Genomic DNA, 25,928 nt, shown 5'->3' on the forward strand with positions numbered 1-25,928 from the left:
GAGCTTGAATTTAAGCAACAGACATTGAGAAATAATGCAATCTAATATTAAGAAAAAAAATAGTTATCCATTAGCTATTCAAGACTCTGAATCAAATTCCGAATATTCCTCCATTTTTGCATTATCAGAAACCCAAAAAAGTCTGTGGCAGCTTTACGAATTTGCGCCCAAAAGCACAGCCTATAACCGATACAAGGCGATTAAAATCAGTGCAGCGTTAGATGTAGAACAGTGGACAGCAGTTTGGCACGACATTATTCAGCGTCACCCCGCCTTACGAACAACCTACGGACTCAATTCGGCTGGGTTACCCGTGCAACTGGTGAATGCAGCGATCGCACCTCCCCTAGAAATCATTGATGCGACTGATTGGTCAGGTGAGCAGCTTCATCATGAGCTTGGAGAACGAGTTAATTGTCCTTTTGAGCTTGAAAAAGGAATATTTCGCCTCTATTTATTACAACAGAATGCCTCAGAATTTGTGCAACTTTTTGTCGCGCATCACATTGCTTTAGATGCCAAAAGTCAAGACTTGCTCTGCCAAGAATTTGCCGATCTTTACCAGGGTCAATTTTCAGAAATACCCTTAGCATATTCGGAGTTTGTGAAATGGGAAGCGGAGCGATTAGCGTCTGCTGATGGGGATGCAGCCCGACAGTATTGGCAACACCAATTAGCTGGGGAAATTCCGATCTTAAATTTACCAATTGATCGTCATCGGGCTACGGTTTTATCCTTCCAAGGCGCATCCTATCGCGTCCCTCTTGACTCTAGTCTGACCGCACCATTAAACGCCTCAGCTACCGATCCGTTTCAGCTTGCATTGGGGGTTTTTTATACCCTGCTGTATCGCTATTCGGGTCAATCTGATATTTTGGTGAGTGTTCCTCTCGAAAATCGGCAGGGTCATCGGAATTTTCAAGAGGCAATTGGCTGTTTTGAAACAGTGGGAATTCTTCGGGCTAATGTTGACGAAACGACGACAATTCAAAACCTGCTTAAAACGATCGCTCACCTCACCACAGATAGCGATCGCTATGCACTCGTTAACCCTCTAAACACAGCCATAAAAACGCATTTTGAATTGCAGCGTAACTTTAGTCAAATGCCGCTATCGTCTGTGATGTTTAATGGGCGCAAAGTAGACGAGAATTTGGCGAATTCTGGATCACAAACACTATCAATAAAACCCTATGATTTAACCGAAAAATGCGGCGCGGCTTACGATTTGACTCTGGAATTAGTGGATGCAAATCATGGGCTATATTTAGAGATTCACTACAATCGGGATCTGTGGAGTGAGGCGGCAATTCAGCGGCTTTCATCCCACTATTTACAACTTTTGGACGGCGCGATCGCACATCCCGAAAGCCCCGTGGCACAACTGCCCCTCTTAACGCCCCAAGAGCGCGAGCAAATTCTCACCACTTGGAATCAAACCGCTGCTGACTATCCCCGCGATCGCTGCATTCATCAGCTCTTTGAAGCACAGGTACAACAGACTCCCGATGCAATAGCGGTGGTGTTTGAGGCGCGATCGCTCACCTATGGCGAACTCAACCAACGGGCGAATCAACTCGCCCATTATCTCCAACAGTTGGGCGTGCAACCCGATACCCTGATCGGGATTTATATCGAGCGTTCCTTAGAAATGATGGTGGGACTATTGGGCATTCTTAAAGCCGGTGCGGCCTATGTTCCCCTCGATCCAAACTATCCCCCCGAACGGATCGAATACATTCTTGAAAACTCCGCTACCCCGATTTTAATAACCTCTAGCACAATGCTAGACTCCCTCCCAGAGCACCCCGCTAAAATCGTTTGTTTAGACCAAGATGCGGCCCAAATTACCCAACAACCTGACGATAATCTCGCTAGTAATGTCACCCCTCAAAACCGCTGTTACGTTATTTTTACATCCGGTTCGACGGGCAACCCAAAAGGCGTAGAAATTTGCCATCAATCTTTAGTGAATTTCATCACTGCCATGGCCGCCGCGCCGGGACTCACGGCCTCCGATTGCTTAGTGGCTGTCACTACGATTAGTTTTGATATTCATACCCTTGAACTCTATTTACCCTTAACTGTGGGCGCAACATTAGTGCTAGCCAGTCAAGAAACCACGGCCAACGGGTTAGGCTTGGCGGAATTAATGGCGACCCATAAGGCTACAGTCATGCAGGCTACTCCAGCCACTTGGCGGATGTTATTAAATGCTGATTGGGCGGGTTTACCATCATTAAAAGCCATTTGTGGCGGTGAAGCATTACCCCACGAATTGGCAGATCAACTCCTCGAAAAAGTGGGGATGTTGTGGAATATTTATGGCCCCACAGAAACGACGGTGTGGTCTACCACTTGTGAAGTGAAGCGCGATCGCGATCGCACCTCTGATCGCGCCGACCGACCCGAACCCATTGGCCGCCCCATTGCGAATACTCAAACCTACATTTTGGATGCCCTGATGCAACCCGTTCCCGTCGGTGTGCCGGGGGAATTTTATATTGGCGGTGATGGTGTAGCGCGGGGGTATTTTCAGCGGCCTGATTTAACCGCCGAACGCTTTTTAGATAATCCATTTTTGCCCGGTTCACGACTGTATAAAACCGGAGATTTAGCCCGGTATCAAGCTGATGGCACGATTGAATATATTGGCCGTCTGGATAATCAGGTCAAAATTCGGGGATTCCGCATCGAACTCGGTGAAATTGAAGCCACCTTAACCCAGCATCATCATGTGTCTCAATGTGTCACCCTCGCCCGCTCCGATGAACAGGGCAACCCTCGCTTGGTGGCCTATATTATCCCTGATCACACCCGTCAACCCGACCCCGACGCGGCGACCCCTTCGCCCACCTTTCAAACTGAAGAAACAAACATTCTTCAGGAATGGCAATTAGCTTGGGATAATGCCTACAACCAAACGGAAACGGCACAGGAATCGACCCTGAATATTTCCGGGTGGGATAGTAGTTATACGGGGGAACTCATTCCGGCAGAAGAGATGCGCGAATGGGTAACGGGTATCGTCGATCGCATCACAATTAACCATCCTCAGCGCGTTTTAGAATTGGGTTGCGGGACGGGAATGTTATTACTACGAATTGCGCCCCACTGCGAAACCTATTGGGGGGTAGATGCGGCACAACAAGGGTTAAATTATATTCAACAGCAGTTAAACGCCCTGCCTGGGGATTGGTCTCAGGTGCAATTAAAACAGCAACTCGCCCATGAATTTACGGATGTTAAACCGCAGTCCTTTGATGCGGTGGTGATTAATTCGGTGGTGCAATATTTTCCGAGTATTCAATATTTAGTGACGGTGCTTGAAGGGGCGGTGCAGGCGGTGGCTCCGGGGGGGTTTATTTTTGTGGGGGATGTGCGGAGTTTGCCGCTGTTGTCGGCGTTTCATAGTAGTGTGCAACTCCATAAAGCCGCTGATGATTTACCCCTCGCGCAACTCAAACAACAGGCCTATCAAGACCAACAATTAGATCAAGAGTTGGTGATTAGTCCGGACTTTTTCACGGCGTTGCAGACCCATTTACCGGCGATTACTGAGGTTGATATTCAACTGAAGCGGGGCGGGGCGCATAACGAAATGACGAAGTTTCGCTATGATGTGGTGCTGCGTGTGGGTGGGGCGGCAAAATCGCCCCCTCAAACCGTGCTTGATTGGCAGCAGGATCAGTTAAGCCTCGACTCTATCGTAGACACCCTCCGCGATCAGCAACCCGATCGCCTCCGGGTGCGAAATGTGCCCAATGCGCGACTGGTGGAGGATCTGCGCCTTTTGGAACTGCTGGACGACACCACTGCATTGCAAACCGTCGGGGAGTTGCGCCACCGCCTGCACCAGACGGCGACGACGGGGATTGAGCCGGAAGATTGGTGGGCGTTGGATGTGCCCTACGCGGTGGAGCTTCACTATGCAACGGATCGCCTTGATGCCTATGATGTGACGTTTTATCGCCGCAATTGCACCCATACTGACCCACAAAACGGGATGGGTGCAGCTCCGTCCTCAACGCGATCGCACGCCTGGCACACCTACGGGAATAATCCGGCCTTTGGTCAATTTGCCAGCAGTTTAGCGCCCAAGTTGCGGGAGTATTTGAGCCATAAACTGCCGGATTATATGGTTCCGTCGGCCTTTGTGGCGCTGCCCAGTTTTCCCCTGACACCGAATGGAAAAATTGATCGGCGATCGCTCCCCAGTCCGGAGTTTTTCCCGTCGGCTCAGGAGGCGGGGTTTGTCGCGCCGCGTAATGAAATTGAGCAGCAGGTGGCGCAAATTTGGTCGGAAGTGCTGGGTGTTTCGCCGATTGGGGTGTATTACGACTTCATTCAATTGGGGGGTCATTCCCTGCTGGCGATTCAGATTATGGTGTTGATCCAAACGCGCTTGCAGGTGAAGCTACCGATTCATAGTTTGTTTGACTCTCCGACGGTGGCGGAGTTGGCGGCACTGGTGCGGGCGGCGGAAGGGGTGGATACGGGGGCGGATATTCAGCCGACGGCCAGGACGCACAGCCTTCCCCTCTCCGTGGGTCAGGCGCAACTGTGGTTTCTCCATCAACTCAATCCCGCCGCTCCGGCCTATAACGAAGATGTGACGATCTTTTTCCAGGAAGAGCTTGATATTCCAGCGCTGGAGCAGAGTTTCACGGAGCTGATCCGCCGTCACGAAATTCTCCGCACCACGTTCCCCGCCGTGGATGGGCAACCGATCCAACAGATTCAGCCGCCGACTCCGTTTCAGATTGCGCGGGTGGATTTGCGATCGCACCCCGAAGCCGATCGCCCCACCCAGGCCGAAGCGATCGCCACGGCGCAATTGTGTATTCCCTTCGATCTGGCCCAGGGCCCGCTCATTCGTGCCACCGTTAGCCAACTGGGCGATCGCCACTATCAGCTCAATGTGGCGATGCACCATATTCTCTTCGATGGTGAATCCGGTAATAGCGTCCTGTTCCCCGAATTGAAAGCCCTCTACAATGCCTTGCGCCAGGGCATCGCCTCGCCCTTACCGGAACTCGATCTACAGTATGCCGACTTCGCCGCCTGGCAACGGGATTGGCTCCAGGGCGACTACGTGACCCAACAGCTCGCCTATTGGCAGAGTCGCCTGGAACATGCGCCGCCGCTGCTGTTTCCCACCGATCGCCCCCGCACCCCGAAAACCAGCACCGCCGGATCTTGGCTGGCGGTGGACATTCCCGCCCCCCTCACAGAAAAGCTCAAAATTTTAAGCCGTAAAGAAGGGGTGACGCTGTACATGACCCTCGTCACGGTGTTGCAAATCCTGCTCCATCGCTACACCGAGCAAACCGATATTATCCTCGGTACGGTGTCATCGCAGCACAACCGCGCCGAACTGCGGGGCATGATTGGCTATTTTCTCAATACTTTGGCGCTGCGCAGTGATCTTAGCGGTGAACCGGGGTTCCGCGCTTTGTTAAAACGAGTCCGCAAAACGGTGCTCGAAGCCTACGCGAATCAGGATGTGCCGTTTCAGGATGTGGTGAGTCGTTTTTGTGGCGATCGCCAAGGGAGCGATAACCCCCTGTTTCAGATTGTTTTTGCCTTTCAGCCCCCGGTGCTAGAAGATCCCAGCAGTTGGAATATTCAGCAATTTATGCTGGATAATGGGTCGTCTAAGTTTGATATTTCGTTCCTGTTAGAGGAGCGATCGCAGGGCATCACTAGCAAAATCGTCGGCAAAATTGAATACAAAACCGACCTATTCGATCGCGCCACGATTGAGCGACTGTTAGGGCATTTCCTCAACCTGCTCGCGGGGATTGTGAGCGACCCTGACCAGGCGATCGCCCAACTCCCTCTGCTCACCACCGCCGAACGTCAGCAAGTCCTCGTGGATTGGAACGATACCCACGCCGACTATCCCCTAGAAACCCGCCTCCATGAACTGTTTGAGCAGCAAGTTGAACGCCGCCCCGATGCGATCGCGGTCGTCTGTGGCAGCCATCAGCTCACCTATCGCCAACTGAACAATCGCGCCAACCAACTCGCCCACTACCTCCAAAAACAAGGGGTCAAACCCAATACTCTCGTGGGCTTGTCTGTGGAACGTTCCTTGGAAATGATGATCGGCCTGTACGGGATTATGAAAGCGGGCGGGGCTTATCTCCCCATCGATCCCACCTATCCGATCGAGCGGATCGACTATATGCTCAGCGATGCGAAGGTGTCGATCTTGCTCACGCAGCAGCATTTACGGGGGAATTTTGGTCATTTTGAGGGGCTGGTGTTGAGTCTAGATGGCGATCGCCCAGCGTCTCGGAACGAGAATCGCCCAGCGTCTCGGAACGAGAATCGCGCAGCATCTCGGAACGAGAATCGCGCCCTGCTCGACCTTGAACCCACGGATAACCTGCCCACCGTCGTCACCCAAGACGATCTGATCTATGTGATCTACACCTCCGGATCGACGGGCAAACCGAAAGGCGCGGCGATCTATCACCGCAGCGCGACCAATGTAGTGCATTGGTTTATCAAATACATCGGAATTACGGAGCGCGATCGCCCCCTGATCGTCTCCTCCTTCAGCTTCGACATCACCCATAAAAACTTCTACGCCCCCCTGATCCAAGGCGGCCAAATTCACCTCCTGCCCTCCAGTCGTTACGACCCCCAACTGGCCAGCCAACTGATCGAAGATCATCAGATCACCTGGGTTAACTGCACTCCTGGGGTCTTCTATCCCCTCACCGAACCGAAAAAAGAACGCACCTATCAAAAACTCGCCTCCCTGCGCTTCGCCATCCTCGGCGGTGAACCCATTTCCATCTCCCAACTGTGGGATTGGTTGAGTTCTGACCATTGTCACGCCACGATCCTCAACCACTACGGCCCCACGGAATGCACGGATCTATCAACCACCTATTGGGTGAAAGATCCAGCCCGCTATCTTGAACGCTCCATGCCCTTGGGTCATCCCATCGACAATGTGCAGACTCTCATTCTTAACTCGCAATTGCAGCCCGTCCCCGTGGGCGTGGTGGGTCAACTCTACATCAGCGGCATGGGTGTGGGGGCAGGGTATCTTAACCGCCCGGATCTCACCGCCGATCGCTTCATTGAGAATCCCTATCAGCCCGATTCCCGGATGTACAACACGGGGGACTTAGCGCGGTATTTGCCCAATGGGAATGTGGAATATTTGGGGCGGGTGGATCATCAGGTGAAGATTCGCGGTTTTCGGATTGAACTGGGGGAAGTGGAGACCGCGATCGAGCAGCATCCGGAGGTGAATCGTACCGTCGTGATCGCCCGTGAAGATACCCCAGGGGATAAGCGATTAGTGGCCTATGTTGTGCCGCGCCTCGAATCCCAAGATCCTGACCTTGAAACCGCTGACGGTGATCATGATGTCGATCGCGCTCTGACGGAATGGGAAAACGTGTTCAACAATATCTACGATCAAAGCGGTCAAGATCATGATTTAACCCTTGATCTCACCGGCTGGAATAGTAGCTATAGCGGCGAACCGATCCCCGCTGCGGAAATGCGGGAATGGGTTAACGCCACGATTAGCCGCATTCGCCACTATCAACCCCAACGGGTTTTAGAGATTGGCTGTGGTACGGGGATGCTCTTGCTGCAACTGGCTCCCACCTGTCCCCATTACATTGGCACCGAACTATCAAAACGGGTGATCGACGATCTCCAAGCCCGGATTCAGCAGTTACCGGGAGATTGGGGTCATGTGCAACTGTGTCACCAACAAGCCCAAGATTTTACGGGGCTGCACGGCCAGAATTTCGACACGATTATTCTCAATTCGGTGGTGCAATATTTCCCCAGTCTTGACTACCTGATCACGGTGTTGGGGCAGGCGATCGCCACCCTTGACCCCACCGGCGGCACGATCTTTATCGGGGATGTGCGTAGTTTACCCCTCCTCGAAGCCTTCCACGCCAGCATTCAACTGCACCAAGCCAGCGACGCGCTTACCACCGCGCAACTGCAACGGCGAATCGAACGGAAGGTACAGTTTGACAAAGAATTGGTGATTGATCCGGACTTCTTCGCAGCGTTGCCGACGCAGTTTCCGGCGATTACACAGGTGACGGTGTTGATTAAGCGAGGCGCGGCCCACCATGAGATGAATAAATATCGCTACGATGTGGCGCTCCAGGTGGGCGATGCTCGCACTCCGTCCCCCCTCACCCTTGACCCTGACCACTGCATTGATTGGCCCACCGCAGGATTAGCGATCGCCGACATCACCCACCGTCTCACCACGGAGCAGCCCCCCGCCTTGGTGGTGGCCAATGTCCCCAACGCTCGCCTGATGGCTGATTGTCGCATCGGGTCATTGCTCCGGGATGAGACCAGCGACCTGAAGACGGTGCAGGAACTGCGGCAACGGTTGCAGCAAGACACCCCCCCAGGCATTGAGCCGGAGGCGTGGTGGCGGTTGGAGCTGCCCTATACCGTGGAGTTGGTGGCTTCGGCGACGGCGTTAGAGTGTTATGACGTGGTGTTTACGGCTCCCGGTGGGGGCGGTGCGGCAGCGGTGCGATTCTCGCAGCCCCAACCCCCCAAACCCTGGGCAGACTACGCCAATAATCCCCTCTTCGCCCAAGCCGCCACCAAACTCGCCCCCCAACTCCACGGCTACCTCGGCGACAAACTCCCCGACTACATGATTCCATCGGCGTTTGTGTTGATGGAAACCCTGCCCCTCGCGCCCACGGGGAAAGTGGATCGCCGCGCTCTGCCGATCCCAGAACTGGGCCGAACCCAACTGAAGACCGCTTACGTGCAGCCCGAAACCGACGTAGAAGCTGCGATCGCCGCCATCTGGCAGCAGCTTTTACGGGTGGACAAAGTGGGGATTCACGATAATTTCTTCGACCTCGGCGGCCATTCGCTGCTGATCGTCAAAGCGAGTTATGAACTGTCTGAAACCCTCGATCAAAAAATTTCGGTGGTGGAACTGTTCCAATACCCGACGATCACCAGCCTGGCCGCCTATCTCAACCAACGCAGCGACCCCGACGCGGAACCCGACGCGGCCAAATTTGCCGAAAGTGAAAAACTCGCGGCCAAGCGGCGCAAACGTCAAGCGGGCCGCGACCAACGTCGAAAACGGCGCGATCGCTAATCGCCCCATCCAGCTACACCGTTTTGGAAGGCGGCTCCCGGCCGCGATACCCTTTGCCCCCCCCCATTCTGAATACATCTTTTGTGGAGAGAAGAGTAATGACAGTGCCGAATCAGGACAACTACCCAGAGTCAATGGATTCATCAGCGATCGCAATTATCGGGATGGCGGGACGCTTTCCCGGTGCGAATACCGTGGATGAACTGTGGCAGAACGTCCGCGACGGCCTGGAAACCATCACCTTCTTTAGCGATGACGAACTTCGCGCCGCCGGCGTTTCAGACCATTTGATCAATGATCCCAACTATGTCAAAGCCTCTCCGACGCTGCCGAATTTAGAAAAATTCGATGCCTATTTCTTTGACTACAGTGCTAAAGAAGCCCTCTATATGGACCCCCAACAACGGGTGTTTCTCGAATGTGCGTGGGAAGCTCTTGAACAGGCCGGTTATGCACCGGGAAGCTCGGATCAGACGATTGGGATTTATGGCGGTGCTTCGATTAGTTTGTATCTGCTCAATAATATTATTTATGATAATCACGTTTACGCCGGTCACATGACTAGCTCCCGCGAATCGGCGGTATTTGGCGGTAACGTGCCGGAATCCTTAACGACGCGGGTGGCGTATAAACTCAATTTGACCGGCCCGGCGGTGCATTTGTCGTCGGCTTGTTCGACGAGTTTGGTGGCGGTGCATAGTGCCTGTCAAAGTTTATTAAATGGGGAATGTGAGATGGCATTGGCGGGGGGAGTTTCCTACCTTGGTTCCCAAACCCAAGGCTATCTCTATGAAGAGGGGTTAGTGTTGTCTCCCGATGGCCATTGCCGTAGTTTTGATGCCCAGGGCAAAGGGACGCTCTGGGGGAATGGTGTGGGGTTGGTGGTGTTGAAACTGTTGGAGGACGCGATCGCCGATGGGGATTATATCCATGCCGTGATTCGCGGCTCGGCGGTGAATAACGACGGTAATTTAAAAGTGAGCCACAGTGCGCCCAGTGTGGACGGCCAAGCCCGCGCCATCTACCAAGCCCAAGACATCGCCGATATTGACCCCGCCACGATTACCTACATCGAAGCCCACGGCACGGCTACCGCCCTCGGTGATCCGATTGAAATTGCGGCCTTGACCCAGGCCTTTCGGGCGAAAACCGATCAAACGGGCTACTGTGCGCTGGGGTCATTAAAAAGTAATATCGGCCATCTCAGCGAAGCATCCGGGGTGGCGGGGTTGATTAAAACCACCTTGGCGTTGAAACATCAACAGATTCCGCCGACGCTGCATTTTGAAACGCCGAACCCCCAGATTGATTTTGAACATAGCCCGTTTTATGTGAATACGCGGCTGCGGGATTGGGACTGTAACGGCAGTCCGCGCCGGGCGGGGGTGAGTTCCTTCGGCATGGGCGGCACGAATGCCCATGTGGTGATCGAAGAATGGCCCGCTGATCCCGAACGCGATCGCGGACAAGAGCGATCCGCATTAGCGCACCAATCGCATCATCTCCTGCTCCTGTCGGCCAAAACTCCCACCGCCCTCGAAACCGCCACCACGAACCTCGTTAATCACCTCGAACACCACCCCGATTTAAATCTTGAGGATGTGGCCTATACCTTGGCGCGGGGTCGCAAAGCGTTTAAGCATCGCCGGATCGCGGTGGTGGATGGCGAAACGAGAATCGCAGATGTTTTCACCACCCACGCCGCCCAACGTACTCGCACGAATACTGGTGATCCCAAGGTGCGATCGCTGGTGTTCATGTGTTCCGGCCAAGGTTCGCAATATGTCTCCATGGGCCATGATCTTTACACCACAGAAGCCGTTTTTCGTGACTGTGTAGACGACTGTTGCGACCTGCTCCAGCCGATCCTCGGTTTAGACCTGCGCGATCTGCTCTATCCTGATGCTGACCCGGCTGCGGCGGCGGATCAGCTCAAGCAAACCGCCCTCACTCAACCGGCCTTATTCGTGATTGAATATGCCACCGCGCAATTGTGGATGTCCTGGGGAATAAAACCGGCCGCCCTAATTGGCCATAGTATCGGGGAATATGTGGCGGCAACCTTGGCGGGGGTGTTCAGCCGGGATGATGCCCTGGCGTTGGTGGCAAAACGGGGTGAATTAATGCAGTCGATGCCGGCTGGATCGATGTTGGCGGTTCCTCTGCCTGAAGCGCAGGTGGCTCCGATGCTGGCCGGGACGGCTCTAGAAATTGCCACGGTGAACAGTCCGGCCAATTGTGTGGTGTCGGGGCCGACGGCGGCCATTGAAACCTTGGCCGCGCAATTGGCAGATCAGGAAATCGAGGGGCGCATTTTACAAACCTCCCACGCCTTTCACTCGGCGATGATGGAGCCGATGTTACAGCCATTCCGGGAGGCGGTGCAGCGGGTGAGGTTGAATGTGCCGACGATTCCCTTTGTGTCGAATGTGACGGGAACTTGGATCACCCCTAGGGCGGCCACCGATCCGGAATACTATGTGCAGCAGTTGCGATCGCCCGTGCGTTTTGCCGCTGGGGTGCGGGTTTTATTTGATGATCCCGATCGCATTTTGCTCGAAATTGGCCCCGGCCGTACCCTCAGCACCCTGGCTAAACGTCATCCCGACAAGCCCAAAGACCAGTTAACCTTCACCTCCCTCCGTCATCCCCAGGAAAGCGGTTCCGATCGGGCGTTTCTGCTCAAGTCCCTTGGAGAATTATGGCTGGCCGGGGTCGAGATCGATTGGGAAGCATATTTTGGCGAGGAACTCCATTATCGCGTTCCCCTGCCCACCTATCCCTTCGAGCGGCAACGCTACTGGCTCGACCCGAAACCCGCCGCTAAAACCGCCCTCACCTACGACGGCAAAAAACCCGATCCCGCTGATTGGTTCTATCAACCCTCGTGGAAACGGGCGAATTTACCCGCTCAAGGGGCGCGATCGCTCCCCAGCCCGATCCTGATCTTTGTGGAGGCGGAGGAAACGCGATCGCACCTCCGCACCGCCTGCCCCGATGCCACCGTGATCACCGTCGCACCGGGGGAACAGTTCAGCGCCCTCGATGCCCACACCTACGCGATCGCACCCGACAACCCAGACGACTATCAAACACTAATCCAAACCCTCCAAGCCCAAGACCTCGCTCCCCAAGCGATCCTCCATCTCTGGAACATCACGCCCCCGCCAGAGCAACCCCTGAGCCTAGAGGGAGCCGCCACCGCCCAAACCCTCGGCTTTTATAGCCTTCTTTACCTCGTCCAAGCCCTCGATGCCCACAGCCTCACCCAAGATCTCGATCTCTTCGTGGGCGCGAACCACCTCCACAGCGTCACGGGTGAGGAAGCGATCGCCCCTGAAAAAGCAACCCTGATCGGGGCGGTGCGGGTGATTGCCCATGAATATCCCCAGATCCGTTGCTGCTGCGTCGATTTGGGACTCGGTGCGCGGGGCGTGACCCCGATGATCACCGAACTCGCGCACCTCAGCACGGCCCGATTCGTGGCCTATCGCGGCCCCTCCCGCTGGGTGGAAGGGTTCGAGGCCACGCCCCTCGCACCGCCGAATCTGGACGCGCTCCCCTTCCGCCCCCAGGGAACCTATCTAATTACCGGCGGCATGGGCGGTATGGGGTTAGTGTTTGCGGAATATTTGGCGAAAACCGTGCAGGCAACGTTAATCCTCGTGGCGCGATCGCCCCTCCCCCCTCGCACCGCTTGGCCCACCTGGCTCGCCACCCACACCGACCACGACCCCACCAGCCTCAAACTCCGCAAAATCCAACAACTCGAAACCTGGGGCGCAACGGTTCACACCCTCTGCGCCGATGTAGCCAATTTAGGGCAAATGGAAGAGGCGATCGCCCAAGTGCAACCCCAGTGCGGCCCAATTCGCGGCCTATTTCACACCGCAGGCGTGGCCGGGGGCGGCGTGATTCCCCTCAAAACCCGTGAAATTGCCGATCGCGTCCTCGCGCCCAAAGTTGCCGGGACGATCATCCTCGATCACCTCCTGCCAGAGGCGGATCTTGATTTTCGGGTGCTCTGTTCCTCGTTGGAATCGGTGTTAGGAACGGCGGGACAATTGGACTATTGCGCCGCGAATAATTTCCTCGATGCCTACGCCCACGCCAAAACTGCCCAAGGTGGCCCCCTCACCCTCAGTATTAATTGGGATGCCTGGCAACAGGTGGGGATGGCGGTGGATACCGCAAACTATGGCTTTGGTAATAAAGTTCTAGAGATTAAACCCCTCGATCACTATCTCTTTGAACAGTGCATTGTGGAGCCACAGCAAGAGATTTATCTCGGCACCCTTGATCCAAAGGTGCATTGGATGATTGGCGAACACGTTGTTTTAAATCTGCCCAGTTTAGTGGGGACGGCTTATTTAGAATTGGCGCGATCGGCCTATGAATGTCATAGCGGCCAGGCAACGGTTGAATTGTGTGATGTGTACTTTTTACAGTTCCTGTTTGTGGAAGGCGATCGCAAAGAATTACGGGTGATTTTAAATTTCAGCGATGATCCCATCACTTTTTCCATTCAAACCCTCGATGATGACGCGAAAACATGGGTCGAACATGCCCAAGGAAAAATCATTCCCGTTCCTAATCCTGACCCTAAACACTATGATCTAGGCGCGATCGCAACCCGCTGCGATCAAGAAATGATCGTGCCAGATTTGCAGTCATTACCAGACTATACCCACTACGGCCCCCGTTGGCTGAGTAATATCCAATGGCGTAAAGCCAGCGATGATCACAACCTCGCTCTGATGCAATTACCAACGGAATTTGTGCATGATTTAGATCACTATAAATTTCACCCGTCGATGGTAGATACTGCCACCTATGTGGTGGCGGATGTGTTGCCCAATGAACTCACCAGCAAACTTTCATTCTTTAAAGAAGACAGCACCTATTTACCCTACTTTTACGAGCGCGTTCAAATTAAAAGCGCATTGCCCCAAACCTTCTATTCCTACACCACGCGGGAGCTGCGGGGCCGCGATTGGAGCATTAACCTGTCATTTATCAATCCTGACGGCGTGGAGTTGGTGGCGATTACTAACTACACCTTGAAATATACCGATTCAGCCTACAGTATCAAGGAAAATCAAGATGCTCGCCAAGCAAAGAAACGCGCCACCCCAGCCCTCAATATTCCCTTAGAAGTGGCAATTTTACCGGAGGAAGGGATTGATACTGTGACGCGAATTTTGCAAAGTCGTATCGCACAAATGATCGTGTCTACGGTGGGGCTGGAGTATCAACAAAGTCTGTTAACCCAGAGGAATGAGTCGGACGAAACCGAAACCGAATTACGCTTTGAACGGCCCCAATTGAGTCAAGACTATGCCGCGCCGACAACGGAAGTGGAAAAAGCGATCGCCGCCATTTGGGAACAAGTTTTAGGGATTAAAGCCATCGGTATTTATGATAACTTCTTCGACCTCGGCGGCGACTCGTTGATCATTGTCCAGATCCTCCAAAAACTGCGCCAAACCCTGAGCGATCGCCTCACGATCAACGACCTCCTCAACGCCAACACGATCGCAGAACTGGCCCAAATCATCGACCCCACCGCCGCCAACACCGCCAAAGCCCTCCATCCCTGCCTCGTCAAATTCCGCGCCGGCAGCCCCAACGTTGCGCCCCTGTTTATCGTCCACCCTATCGCCGGAACCACGCGCAACTACCTCAACCTGCCCAACTGCCTCCCCCCAGAGCAACCGATCTACGCAATTCAACACCCCAAATGGACGGACGAAACCCGCCAATTCCGCACCATTCCCGAACTCGCCGCCTACTACCTCGAAGCCGTGCGCCAAATCCAGCCCCACGGCCCCTATTTCCTCAGCGGCTACAGTGGCGGCGTGTATTCCACCTACGAAATGGCGCAACAATTGACGGCAGCCGGGGAAACCGTCCCATTCCTCGCCCTGATCGACAAACCCCACTGGGAAACCGCCGCCGATAAACCCAATTGGCAAAATCCCGACTTTGGCACCGACCTCGAAACGATGGTCTATTACGCTGATATTCGTACCCCAAAAACTAACGGCGAAAGCCATCTCGCGGACTATCAAGCCCTCAATGATCTTGAAGAACAATTACCCTATTTCATTGAGCATTCGCCGTGGATTCAAGAGATGATGCCGCCGGATTCTAGCCCGGCAGAGTGGCGCATTTTTTGGGATGTGTTTGTGAGTTTGCGGATTATGAATGTTAATTATGAGTTGCAGCCCTACGACGGCCCGGCGCTCTATTTAGCCGCAGAAATTCGGGATATTTATAGTGAGCGATTTAATGAAAAACCGTGGTTTGATTTAATTTCAAAACTTCAGTTTATCGAAGTGCCGGGCGACCATGTGACGATGTGGCATCAACCCCAAATCCAGGTGCTGGCCCAAACGATTCAAAACTACGCCCACACGGATAATTATCAACCCGAAGCACCCCAGGTAATGCGTCAAGGACAAGCGCGGGAATTGAACTGCGATCGCCTCCTCACCCTCGCCCAAGAACGCACCCAACTCACCGACTTTGGTGATGAACATTTCCGCCCCGGCTTTGAACATCTAGTGACGGCCTTAAATCAAGAGGCGGCCTTGCATCCAATGGGGGCCACATTTATGCAAGAGTTGATCGTACAACTGTTGGTGAATCGTCTTGAAATTCAAGGCGAATTACAGCGTTATCCCGAAATTCTCAATGCCCCGATTCGGCAACCTCTGTTTATTTTCGGCTTGCCCCGGACGGGTTCCACCTATCTGCATAATCTTCTCTGTCAAGATCCGGCGGTGCGCTGGTTGCGGCTCTGGGAAGCCTACCGCCCCTATCCCGCTCCTGACCCTCTCACCCACGCCAGCGACCCCCGCATTGCCCAAACCCAAGCCACTTTTAAAAACTACGAATTCTTCACCCCCGAATCCACGGCGATGCATAAATATGATGCGATCGCACCAGAAGAGTGTGTCTGGTTATTGCAAAATGATTTCGCCTGCACAAGTTTTAGCTTCCTAACGCAAATTCCGTCCTATAGGGCGTGGTTAAACCAGCAGGACATGACCCCTGTTTATCACTATTACCGTCAGCAACTTCAGTTATTAGATTGGAAGTTTGGATCATCGCGGTGGGTGTTAAAAAATCCGTTCCATTTGGCAGATTTGGCGGCATTGAATACGACGTTCCCCGATGCTTGTTTTGTACAAACCCACCGCGATCCGCAGCAGGTCGTTGCATCCTATTGCCGTTTAATTAAAAATCTCCGGCCGGTGTATTCAGATCAGCTTGATCCGAAAGTGATTGGGGATGAAATTTTAGGCATTCTCTCTCATCAAGTGGAGCAAGGGATGAACGCTCGTCAGGCTATTGATCCGGCTCGTATCTGTGATGTGAATTTTGATGATTTGGTGCGTGATCCGGTGGGCATGGTTACTAAAATTTATCACCATTTTGGCTACGCTTTAAGTCCAGAGATGGAGCGTAATTTAAGCCAATATATTCACGCCAACCCTCGATATAAACATGGCAAATATAGTTACTCTTTAGAGGAATTTGACTTAGATGCTAATCAAGTGAAGAACGTGTTCAAAGATTATCTAGATCAATTTAAACTTTAAAGCGAATAGGCTACCCACTTTTACCACTGACTGCTTTATCTGCCCTCATCCCCCAGCCCCTTCTCCCAAAGTGGGATGCTCCCTTTTAATTGTTTTTGTCCTACCTGAATCCTTACGAATATTAGATTTCCTGTAAGGATTCAGGTACTTGAAACGCAGTCACAGCAAGGCTTTCAAAATCGAGGTGAGTTCTAAACTAACAGTTCATTCTCAATAATTACGCAAGACTAGGGGTTACAGCCTTGTTTATTGAGAATAACAAAATAGCTCAAAATAGCTGAAACCCATACTAAGCAATGCTTACAGCCAAATCCTCATGACCTGAATACTTACGATTTCCTAATGAATATTAGAGTGGTTGAGCATAGCTTGCCTTAGCGGCTTAGTCTATATTAAAATAAGCAATATTCTATTCTTTTTGTACTGCTGGAAAACAACCATTATGCAGAAGTCGGAAAAATACACTCAAACGTTTGAAAAATACACTCAAATGATTCAATCTCACCTTCCTGATGCTCAAGTTTTTCTTCATGATGTAACCGGGAAGGGAAATCACCTTAAGGCTTTGGTGATTTCCTCAAAATTTGTCGGAGCGAACAGGGTTAAGCAGCATAAAATGGTCTATGACTCATTACAAGAGCATTTGATTTCAAAAGTCATTCATTCTTTAGCATTAAATACCTATACTCCCGAAGGCTGGGAGAAAGACCCGCTTTCTAAATCCATTCCTAATTCTCCTATCTTTGCGAATTACGCTCAAAGTGATGATTAGAGGTTCGGTTAACAAATATAGGAGCAGAATTGTTTTTTAGAAGATGATCGCAAAGTGCCATTTACGAAGGCGATCGCTGATTTTGTAAAATATTTAGGATGTGGGTTTTGTGTACTTCGCTGTGTCCAACGACTGAGCGAAGTACACATTTTTGATTCTCACTCAGATCTCAGATGCGAGCGATCGCCCAATTTCTGCAACAAGGGGCCATGCAGCCCAATTGTAACCTGAGAGACAGATCCCTCTAATATCTCAATGCGATCGCGACACCGTCCTAAATCAATGCCCAATAAACTACATAACATCACCTGAATTGTTGTTTCATGGGAAACCACCAATGCATTTACGTCTTTATATTTTTCTCTTATTTCAGAGATTACCGCCATCGAACGACTGGCTACTTCGATCGCTGTTTCTCCTTTTTTGGGAGAATTCCAAGCTGGATCAGCCACCCAGTTCATATAATTCTCTAAATGATTATCTTTAACCCATGCATGGGTCTGGTCTTCCCAAACGCCAAAATTCATCTCTTGTAGTCCACCGCGCAACTGCATTTGAACACCGACTGCATCCGCTAGGGGTTTGGCTGTTGCCAGGGCACGTTTCATGGAACTCACATAAATCGTTTCCCAAGGAATCGATTGATAGGCAAGGACAAAAGCGTTTGCCATTTCTTGACCTTCTGGGGTTAAGTCTGGGTTCAGAGCACCACAATAGCGACCTTCTCGGCTCTGAATGGTTTCCCCGTGACATAGAAAGTAAAATGTTAAGCTCATACGCTCAAAATGTGATATTTGTCATAGCTTAGCATGAGTCGTCAGCCCTTTATCAAGCTCGCAATAGGTAGATTTGATCAGCAGATTGATCAGCAGATTGATCAGCAGAATAGTTTGTTAATATAAATGTTCGTTGTTTTTGATTATTAAATTTAATTAAAAGAATCGTTTTACTATTAAAAATTTTGCGTAGTTCTTGTTAATATTCTAGTAAGATTATTACTTATCCATATTCAAAAAAGATCTAATTGCCATGCAAAACTTTACAGCCTTTATTCCTACGAAAGTTCATTTTGGAAAAAATGCAGTCAAAGACATTGGTGATCATGCGTCAAAAATTGGTAGTCATGCCTTGTTCGTCTATGGCTGTGGCTCAGCTTTCAAAAATGGCAGTTATTCGGATACGCTCGACAAGCTCAAGCGTGCCAAAATCAACGTTACAGAATACGGTGGGATCACACCAAATCCACTGATTGATGATGTGGCTAAAGCGTCGAAACTAGGCAGAGAAAAAGGAGTTGATCTGGTGGTGGCGGTCGGTGGTGGCAGTGTCATTGACTCCGCTAAGGTCATCGCAATTTGTGTGGCCGATGAGTGTGATCCCTGGGAGATCATGGATCGTACACATCAGCCTCAATCGGCGGTTCCCATCTTTGCTGTCTTAACATTGGCAGCCACTGGAACAGAAATGAATCCGGCTTCTGTGATTCAGAATCCTCGCATTAAGCAGAAACTAGGATTCAGACATGAGTTTATGTATCCGTCTCATTCCTATTTAGATCCTGGTTATACCGTTTCAGTGCCCAGAAACTATACAGCTTATGGCATTGTAGATCTCATTGCTCATTGTCTTGAAGCCTGGTTTGGTGAGGGTGAGGCTTCTCTGTCTGATCGCTTTACGTTGGCGATTATTCAAGAAGCGATCGCCTATGGCCCGGCATTAATGGAGGATCTGACAAATTTTAATCTCCGCTCGAAAATCATGTGGGCGGCTACTAATGCCCTCAACAACACGACAATCTATGGTCGCAGTTCCCCGGATTGGGGGGTTCACATCCTCGCTCATACGTTGTCGGTGCTGTATGACACGGCTCACGGGGCAACCCTGTCGATCATTTATCCGGCATGGATGAAGGTGATGCGCGATCGCGCCGCTGATCGTATTGTCCCCCTCGGTGAAGCACTGTTTAATACCTCCGATGTGGATGAGACGATCCAATGTTTTGAGGACTTTTTCGCCCAGTTGGGTAGCCCGATTCGCTGCCAAGATGCCGGGATTGACCTGTCTTGTAAACAAGATATTTTGGACTTAATGAACCAAAATCAAGCCCAAGGCTTTAACTATCCTCTGTCTGTGGCCGAACGCGAAGCCATCCTCAACCAAATGTTTGCAGAAAAGCGGAGTTTAATCGCTTTGGTGTAACTCGTGGGTGCGATCGCACCCCTCCTTAAACTTAAATTATTCATCACTATTTCAGGAGTCGTCATTATGACCTCAATGCTTCAAAATCCCCCCACTTCCATTCGTCCTCTCACAGCAGAGGAACTCGCGTTTTATCACGAAAATGGGTATGTGATCGCCCGTCAAATGTTCGACACCGAAGAAATGGAACTGGTGCGATCGGTGTGCCAATCTGACCCCAAGCTGCAAGATGCCCTCAAAAAAGTGATCGATGACCAAGGGCGCACCTGGGGCGCGTCGGTGTGGTCGGGGTTGAACGATAGTTTGATGAGCGTGATTACCCAAACCGCCCGAATGGTGGAAGCCGCTGAGGCGATCACGGGGGAATCCTGTTATTTCATGTATTCCAAAATTGTCCAAAAACCGGCCTATGATGATGCGATCGTTTATTGGCATCAAGGCTTTCCGGCCTGGCATTACGACGGCTGCCCCTTCCCCGATCTCTTCGCCAGTTGCTCCATTGCCGTTAACAAAAACACCAAAAACAACGGCTGCCTCCAAGTAATTGAAAAATCCCATCGCCTCGGCCGGATTGATCATGTCGCCGAAGGGAATGCCGCTAAAGTACGCTGCGATCCTCGCCACATCACCCGCGCTCTCCAACATCTAGACGTAGTGGATTGTGAAATGGAATCCGGCGATGTGGTCTTTTTTCACGGCAATACTATTCATGGTTCAGTGGAAAATAAAACCGATGATGTTCGGATTTTGATGCATTGTCATTACAATGCGATGATCAATCGGCCGTCTGAAGATAAGCCAGAATCTCATTCCTGTGTTCCTCTGAAAAAACTGCCGGATTCTGCCATTAAAAATGGTCTTTATACCTCCGGTTTTGAAAGCAATAGTCAAAGCTGGAATTGGTATAATCAAGAGCCTGAAAGTTATCTCCAAAAATAGCATCACGAACTCACAAATATGTCTCGTATCGGTTAGATTTACTCTCATTTCTACTCCTTTGGTCAAAAGTTGGATGAGGGTGTTTAGAAATCAAAATTCAAACAAATGGAAATCAAAGACATGGTTAGCGAATCACCTGACAACAAAAAAGAGAAAAATCCCTCGATGAATCTTGGCAATGTTGCTCCGGTGCCTGTGGTGGGCTTTATCAGTCCTCCTGCTTGGTTAGATCCCGCACCCTATGAATTTACAACGGTGATTCAGGAACCCGTGTTGACTCAGCAGGCGATGCCGTTGTTACCGGATTTCGACTTTTCCTTTGATAATCTGGCCTCGGACGATTTGGCGGAGCAGCTTTGCCTCTGTGCCCAGAGTTTAAAAGCCGCAGGCTGTACTGTGGTGGTGCAGGTGGGGAATCCGTTTGCGTGGGCGAATGCGAAATCAGAAGCCGAAGCGCGGCGCAGAAATGACCGCATTGCCGCCGCGACCGATCTACCAACGATTATGACGACCCTGGCGATGGTCGATGCGTTGCGATCGCACCACGCCCAAAAAATCGCGATCACGACCACGTTCTACAGTCCAATTTGGCACAAGCGTTTCACCGCGTTTATGGCGCTGTGTGGCTTTGAGATTGTCCATGCGTCGAACTTTTTTCAGCAGGGTTTGGCCCAGCCCAGCAATGCAGAGGATGAGGAAGAGCATTTTCGCTATGCTGATTTAGAGAATTCGGTCGAGGATCTGAAGGCTTTGATCAAAGCCTCGGTGCAAGTGGTTCGGGATCGGACTCCGGATTGTGATGCGATCGCGATCGTCGGCACTGGGGCGAGAACCTTAGATATTTTGTGTGATCTAGAAGCGATCGCGCAATGCCCAGTCATCCCTGCGGATACGGCGGTATATTGGTGGGCTGCACAACAGCTAAACTTAACCTTGTTGCCCAACATGGGTCAGTTTAAAGACTTGTCTGATCAGTCATCACATTAAAATACTAATCACAAAAATGATGATCAAACGCATTCAAAAAAAGCTCAGTTAAACACAAGTTGAAGATTGTGACACAAGTGTAATTTTCTGTTACAATAGTAGCCACAATATTGATGTTTGAAACTCAACTATTATTCAAGGCAATCCATCACTAATTTTTCACGATCAAGACTGAACAAAATTACTGTGTGAATAGCCTTGAAACTCGATCAAAAGTCACCCTATTCAGGAGAATAAAAGTAACACCATGGTTTCACAAGTGACATCTTTAAAATCATCATCCGTTCGTCCGTTAACCCAGGATGAACTCAGCTTTTATCATGAGCATGGCTACGTCATTGTGCGGGGTCTCTTTGAGGCTGAAGAAATGGAAACGGTGCGATCGGTTTGTCAGTCCGATCCCAACCTAGAGAAGGCCCTGAAAAAGGTCATTGATAATGAGGGCAGAACCTGGGGGGCTTCGGTTTGGTCTGGAGTGAACGATAGCCTCTTAAGTGTTGTCACCCAGACGACCCGAATCATTGAGGCAGCCGAAGCGATCACCGGCGAAGAGTGTTACTTCATGTATGCCAAAATTGTCAAAAAAGCGCCCTACGATCAAAGCATTGCCCACTGGCATCAAGCCTATCCGGCATGGCATGACGAGGGCTGCCCGTTCCCCGATCTGTTTGCCACCTGCTCCATTGCCGTCAATCAAAGTACAAAAGAAAATGGCTGTTTTCAAGTCATCGATAAGTCTCACCGCTTAGGCCGCATTACCCATGTGGCGGAAGGCAATGCGGAAAAAGTGCGCTGCGAACCTAAACGGCTGGCAAAAGTGTTAGAACGTCACGAGATCATTAATTGTGAAATGGAACCCGGCGATGCTGTTTTTATGCACGCTAATACCATTCACGGTTCCCACGAAAATAACACCGGTGACACTCGCATTTTGATGCATTGCCATTACAATGCGATGGTCAATCGACCGTTAGAGGGTGGTAATTCATACGTGCATGGCGATGAACCTATCCAGAAACTGCCGGATTCTGCGATTAAAGATGGTCTTTATGCGTCAGGTTTTGAAATCGATAGCCAGGGGTGGAATTGGTATAACAAGGAGCCTGAAAATTATGGGAAAAAATAGCCCCGCTGGCTGAACATATTGCTCGCGTTAGTTAGATTTGCTCTCATCCCTAACCTCTTTTCGACATTGCTCCGGGCATCGTTTTTCTCCCAGGGAGAGGATGGGGTGAGGGTGTTAACGTTACTCCTTGGATATGTGGTAGTGCGTCAAAATGATGTGGGTTTGGTAAAGTAGAGGAATCGTTACCACTGCACTAAAACTATGGAATGTCGGCTCTGCGGTCATCCCAAAACCCACAAACACGGCAAAATGCCCAATGGTCATCAACGCTACTTCTGCCCTCACTGCCAGCAAACCTTTGCCGAGAGTTTTGACACCCTCTACTACTATCGCCATGTTACTCCGGAGCAGATTGAGCAAGTACTTCAAGCCCACAGTGAAGGCACTAGCTTGCGAGGAGTCAGCCGCATCAGCGGATTAGCCTATAACACCGTGGTCAGTATTATTCGTGCCGCCAGTGCTAAAGCTTTGCTGGTTCATAACGACCAAGTGCAGGGCGTGGAAACGGAGGACGTGAGTGCTGATGAGATGTGGTCATTCGTGAAAAAAAACAAACAATGCTTGCCCGAAGAAGTTGAAGTAGGCGATTGCTGGATTGCGATGAGTTTGGCAGATTCGAGCGGGTTAATCTTGACAGCACGAGTGGGGAAACACACCGATGAACTGATTGAAGAACTGGTGGTGAGCACGGAGGGAAAGACCCATTGCCAGCAATGGAATAGTGACAACTGGGGAGGATATGAGCGGGTACTGCCGCTGGAAATTGAGCACTACATTGGCAAAGACCAAACGCAACGGTTGGAGCGTACCAATGGAATTATCAGGCAGCAGACGGGTAGGTGGCATCGACGACAGAACAAGTTTGGCAAACTGTGGCAGCAGACAAAGGTGACGGTGCGTTTAGTGGTGAGTTATTTCAACTGGATCTGGCAGCACAGTCGCTACAAGAGCACGGCGGCACAACGAGCAGGATTGACTGACCATCGCTGGAGTTGGCAGGATATCCTCTCCTTCCCCACAATAATCTAATGCACTACCGGATATGTTTACGTTTGACGTGATTACCGTTGATGCCCTGGGTCAGATTTGCCAACGCCAGCCGGGCCGGGCAGAGTCCCGTTCGGAGTGCCTAGCTCCGGGGCTGGATGTGGAGATGGTACGGATTTCGGGCGGGTCGTTTGTGATGGGATCGCCTCCTGAGGAAGAGGGGCGCAATTGGTATCAGGTTTGGGATCACTCGCTCGATGGTTGCGATATTGAAGGGCCACAGCATGGGGTAGATGTGCCTGATTTTTGGCTGGGTCGGTATCCTGTTACTCAGGCGCAATGGCGCATTGTAGCAGGGTTTCCAGCGATTCAGTATGAGCTAGATCCGGAGCCGTCCCATTTTCAGGGGGACGATCGCCCCGTGGAACAGGTGTCTTGGCATGAGGCGCTGGAGTTTTGCGATCGCCTTTCCCGCCACACCCAACAGCATTATCACCTCCCCACCGAAGCCCAGTGGGAATATGCCTGTCGCGGCGGCACAACGACCCCGTTTCACTACGGGCCCACGATTACCCCCGATCTCGCCAACTATGCCCCCATCCCTGGCGAACATAACGGGGTGAGGTGGTCGGGTGCGTATGGTCATGGCCCCCTGGGGGTTTACCGCCAGCAAACCACGATCGTCGGCTCGTTTCCACCGAACCCGTTGGGACTCTACGATCTGCACGGCAACGTTTGGGAATGGTGCTTAGATGATTGGCATCCGGGCTATGACGGCGCACCCACCGATGGCAGGGCGTGGCGATCGCCCCACAGTGAAAAACGCATCCTACGCGGCGGCTCTTGGTTCTTCTTTCCCGACTTATGCCGCTCCGCCTTTCGGAACCGACGCACACCCGATACTCGCTTCAATCGCACAGGCTTTCGCCTCGCCTCGCAATAGTTCCATCGCCCAAAGGAAACCCCCCCAGCGCTCAACTTGGGAGGCATGATTTCGTTGGGGTTTAGGGAGATAAATCTGGAGACGGTCGAAAGAGCGGGTTAACCGATGCCGATCGCAATCCCAATTAGGGAAGAAACGAGGAGAAAAGCGATCGCACCTTGGACTAGCGATCGCTTTTGAACAGAAACCTACGGTTATGGCAAATTAATCGCCGGAAAACTATACATAGAAAGACTTTCAGAGATCGCCCTGGAAATTTAAATGGCGATTAGCTTACCCGGCCCTTCAGTGCTGGAACGGCTCGTTATTCGGGCTTGCTCGGAGGTCCACCTCCAACTCTTTGAATCCATATTTCAGTAGCTCTCCCCCGATCACCGTCAAGCGATTGATCAGCTTGCGTCAGTTCCCCAGGTGGAACAGCGATCTGACTTCTCGCACCTCAAGGACTATCCCCCTGCTGCAACAATCTCCACAATTCAAACTTATCTACAGCGGGGTAGAGCCGACTAGATTCTTCGGGAAGCCACCCAGAAAGCCGGGTTAGCGGGCATCTCCACCCATTCCTTTCGACGCACCGCCCTGACACGGATGCATAATGCGGGTGTGCCCTTGGCGGTGATTAAGGAACTATCGGGGCATCGGACCTTGGCGGCGTTGCAGCGGTATTTGGAGGTGGAGCCAGAGCAAATGATGGGGGCGATTTAATCGGAAACGGTAACATCTGTGACACTTATCACAGGATACAACTTGTCAAGTCACAGATACAATTCTTAATAGTCTGTTACTTTAGATGTAATGACACCTACTGATTCTTCCCTGGAGCTTTTCGATGTACACCACCATTAATCCTGACGGTCAACTCAACAACTACGCCATCGAGCAACCCACCTACTTCGCTCACTTCCCCACCCATCACGAGCAAGTCCGCTATCTCCAACAAGGTGCTGCTGCCCTTCTCCTCGTCGTTGCGCTCTTCGGTATTGCTGTGGGTGTCAGCTAAGTTGCTTTGTGCCATTAACCTGAATCTGACTTGTCCTCTGTGAATGCGATCGCAGGGGATTTTTTTTAGCCTTAATACCGGTATTCTGGCAAACTTTTATGCTGGTATTACCGGAATAGACGATAGCTTGAAAGCCCTGTGGCTTATGGAGGTTCACTATTTAATCCGGTCATTGAAAAAGGCTCTAAACCTCTAGCGAGCAAGATGCTCGCATTACGGAATTACCGGATTATTT

Annotated in this window: 12 protein-coding genes; 11 read left to right on the plus strand and 1 reads right to left on the minus strand. The window is 51.4% G+C overall.

From position 1 onward, the window contains the following. Positions 1 to 34 precede the first annotated feature (34 nt). From SPI6313_RS05395 to SPI6313_RS05405, 3 genes are all read left to right on the plus strand, one after another. Positions 35 to 9,133 (plus strand): non-ribosomal peptide synthetase, encoded by a 9,099-nt coding sequence (locus SPI6313_RS05395; RefSeq protein ID WP_072620080.1) that lies wholly within the window; start codon positions 35 to 37, stop codon positions 9,131 to 9,133. A 98-nt stretch (positions 9,134 to 9,231) separates the two neighbouring features. After that, the gene (locus SPI6313_RS05400; protein ID WP_072620081.1) at positions 9,232 to 16,740 is read left to right on the plus strand and encodes a type I polyketide synthase; all 7,509 of its coding nucleotides are present in this window, start codon (positions 9,232 to 9,234) and stop codon (positions 16,738 to 16,740) included. A gap of 442 nt (positions 16,741 to 17,182) precedes the next feature. Then, entirely contained in the window at positions 17,183 to 17,512 is a 330-nt protein-coding gene (locus tag SPI6313_RS05405) for a BolA family protein (RefSeq protein ID WP_084669178.1), read from the plus strand. A gap of 158 nt (positions 17,513 to 17,670) precedes the next feature. Here SPI6313_RS05405 and SPI6313_RS05410 read toward each other — a convergent pair whose 3' ends face one another. Further along, positions 17,671 to 18,288: a histidine phosphatase family protein gene (locus tag SPI6313_RS05410; RefSeq protein ID WP_072620083.1), complete on the minus strand. Its 618-nt coding sequence runs from the start codon at positions 18,286 to 18,288 to the stop codon at positions 17,671 to 17,673. 253 nt (positions 18,289 to 18,541) lie between these two features. On the opposite strand from SPI6313_RS05410, the gene SPI6313_RS05415 reads away from it, so the two are divergent. From SPI6313_RS05415 to psb34, 8 genes are all read left to right on the plus strand, one after another. Beyond that, positions 18,542 to 19,711 carry an iron-containing alcohol dehydrogenase gene (locus SPI6313_RS05415; RefSeq protein WP_072620084.1) on the plus strand — a complete coding sequence of 390 codons (1,170 nt, stop codon included), beginning with the start codon at positions 18,542 to 18,544 and terminating at the stop codon, positions 19,709 to 19,711. Between the two features lie 66 nt (positions 19,712 to 19,777). Then, on the plus strand, positions 19,778 to 20,650 hold the full coding sequence (locus tag SPI6313_RS05420) for a phytanoyl-CoA dioxygenase family protein (protein ID WP_072620085.1): 873 nt from the start codon (positions 19,778 to 19,780) through the stop codon (positions 20,648 to 20,650). Between the two features lie 120 nt (positions 20,651 to 20,770). Beyond that, positions 20,771 to 21,637 (plus strand): aspartate racemase/maleate isomerase family protein, encoded by an 867-nt coding sequence (locus tag SPI6313_RS05425; RefSeq protein ID WP_139276548.1) that lies wholly within the window; start codon positions 20,771 to 20,773, stop codon positions 21,635 to 21,637. A 247-nt stretch (positions 21,638 to 21,884) separates the two neighbouring features. Then, a complete protein-coding gene (locus SPI6313_RS05430; RefSeq protein ID WP_072620087.1) occupies positions 21,885 to 22,763 on the plus strand; it encodes a phytanoyl-CoA dioxygenase family protein in 879 nt (292 codons plus the stop codon). 201 nt (positions 22,764 to 22,964) lie between these two features. Continuing rightward, positions 22,965 to 23,792, plus strand: coding sequence for an IS1 family transposase (locus tag SPI6313_RS22220; RefSeq protein ID WP_084668882.1), 828 nt, complete (start codon positions 22,965 to 22,967; stop codon positions 23,790 to 23,792). Between the two features lie 13 nt (positions 23,793 to 23,805). After that, positions 23,806 to 24,693: a formylglycine-generating enzyme family protein gene (locus SPI6313_RS05440; RefSeq protein ID WP_072620088.1), complete on the plus strand. Its 888-nt coding sequence runs from the start codon at positions 23,806 to 23,808 to the stop codon at positions 24,691 to 24,693. 510 nt (positions 24,694 to 25,203) lie between these two features. Next, the gene (locus tag SPI6313_RS05445; protein WP_084668903.1) at positions 25,204 to 25,398 is read left to right on the plus strand and encodes a tyrosine-type recombinase/integrase; all 195 of its coding nucleotides are present in this window, start codon (positions 25,204 to 25,206) and stop codon (positions 25,396 to 25,398) included. A 124-nt stretch (positions 25,399 to 25,522) separates the two neighbouring features. Further along, positions 25,523 to 25,693, plus strand: a complete 171-nt coding sequence (gene psb34, locus SPI6313_RS22760) for a photosystem II assembly protein Psb34 (protein WP_139276550.1) — start codon at positions 25,523 to 25,525, stop codon at positions 25,691 to 25,693. Positions 25,694 to 25,928 lie beyond the last annotated feature (235 nt).

Source organism: Spirulina major PCC 6313 (assembly GCF_001890765.1).
GTDB classification, from domain to species: Bacteria; Cyanobacteriota; Cyanobacteriia; order Cyanobacteriales; family Spirulinaceae; genus Spirulina; species Spirulina major.

Bases quoted from the DNA above. Each gene is read 5' to 3' on its own strand.
- SPI6313_RS05395 (WP_072620080.1), top strand. From the start codon at position 35: ATGCAATCTAATATTAAGAAAAAAAATAGTTATCCATTAGCTATTCAA.
- SPI6313_RS05400 (WP_072620081.1), top strand. From the start codon at position 9,232: ATGACAGTGCCGAATCAGGACAACTACCCAGAGTCAATGGATTCATCA.
- SPI6313_RS05405 (WP_084669178.1), top strand. From the start codon at position 17,183: ATGCAGAAGTCGGAAAAATACACTCAAACGTTTGAAAAATACACTCAA.
- SPI6313_RS05410 (WP_072620083.1), bottom strand. From the start codon at position 18,288: ATGAGCTTAACATTTTACTTTCTATGTCACGGGGAAACCATTCAGAGC.
- SPI6313_RS05415 (WP_072620084.1), top strand. From the start codon at position 18,542: ATGCAAAACTTTACAGCCTTTATTCCTACGAAAGTTCATTTTGGAAAA.
- SPI6313_RS05420 (WP_072620085.1), top strand. From the start codon at position 19,778: ATGACCTCAATGCTTCAAAATCCCCCCACTTCCATTCGTCCTCTCACA.
- SPI6313_RS05425 (WP_139276548.1), top strand. From the start codon at position 20,771: ATGGTTAGCGAATCACCTGACAACAAAAAAGAGAAAAATCCCTCGATG.
- SPI6313_RS05430 (WP_072620087.1), top strand. From the start codon at position 21,885: ATGGTTTCACAAGTGACATCTTTAAAATCATCATCCGTTCGTCCGTTA.
- SPI6313_RS22220 (WP_084668882.1), top strand. From the start codon at position 22,965: ATGGAATGTCGGCTCTGCGGTCATCCCAAAACCCACAAACACGGCAAA.
- SPI6313_RS05440 (WP_072620088.1), top strand. From the start codon at position 23,806: ATGTTTACGTTTGACGTGATTACCGTTGATGCCCTGGGTCAGATTTGC.
- psb34 (WP_139276550.1), top strand. From the start codon at position 25,523: ATGTACACCACCATTAATCCTGACGGTCAACTCAACAACTACGCCATC.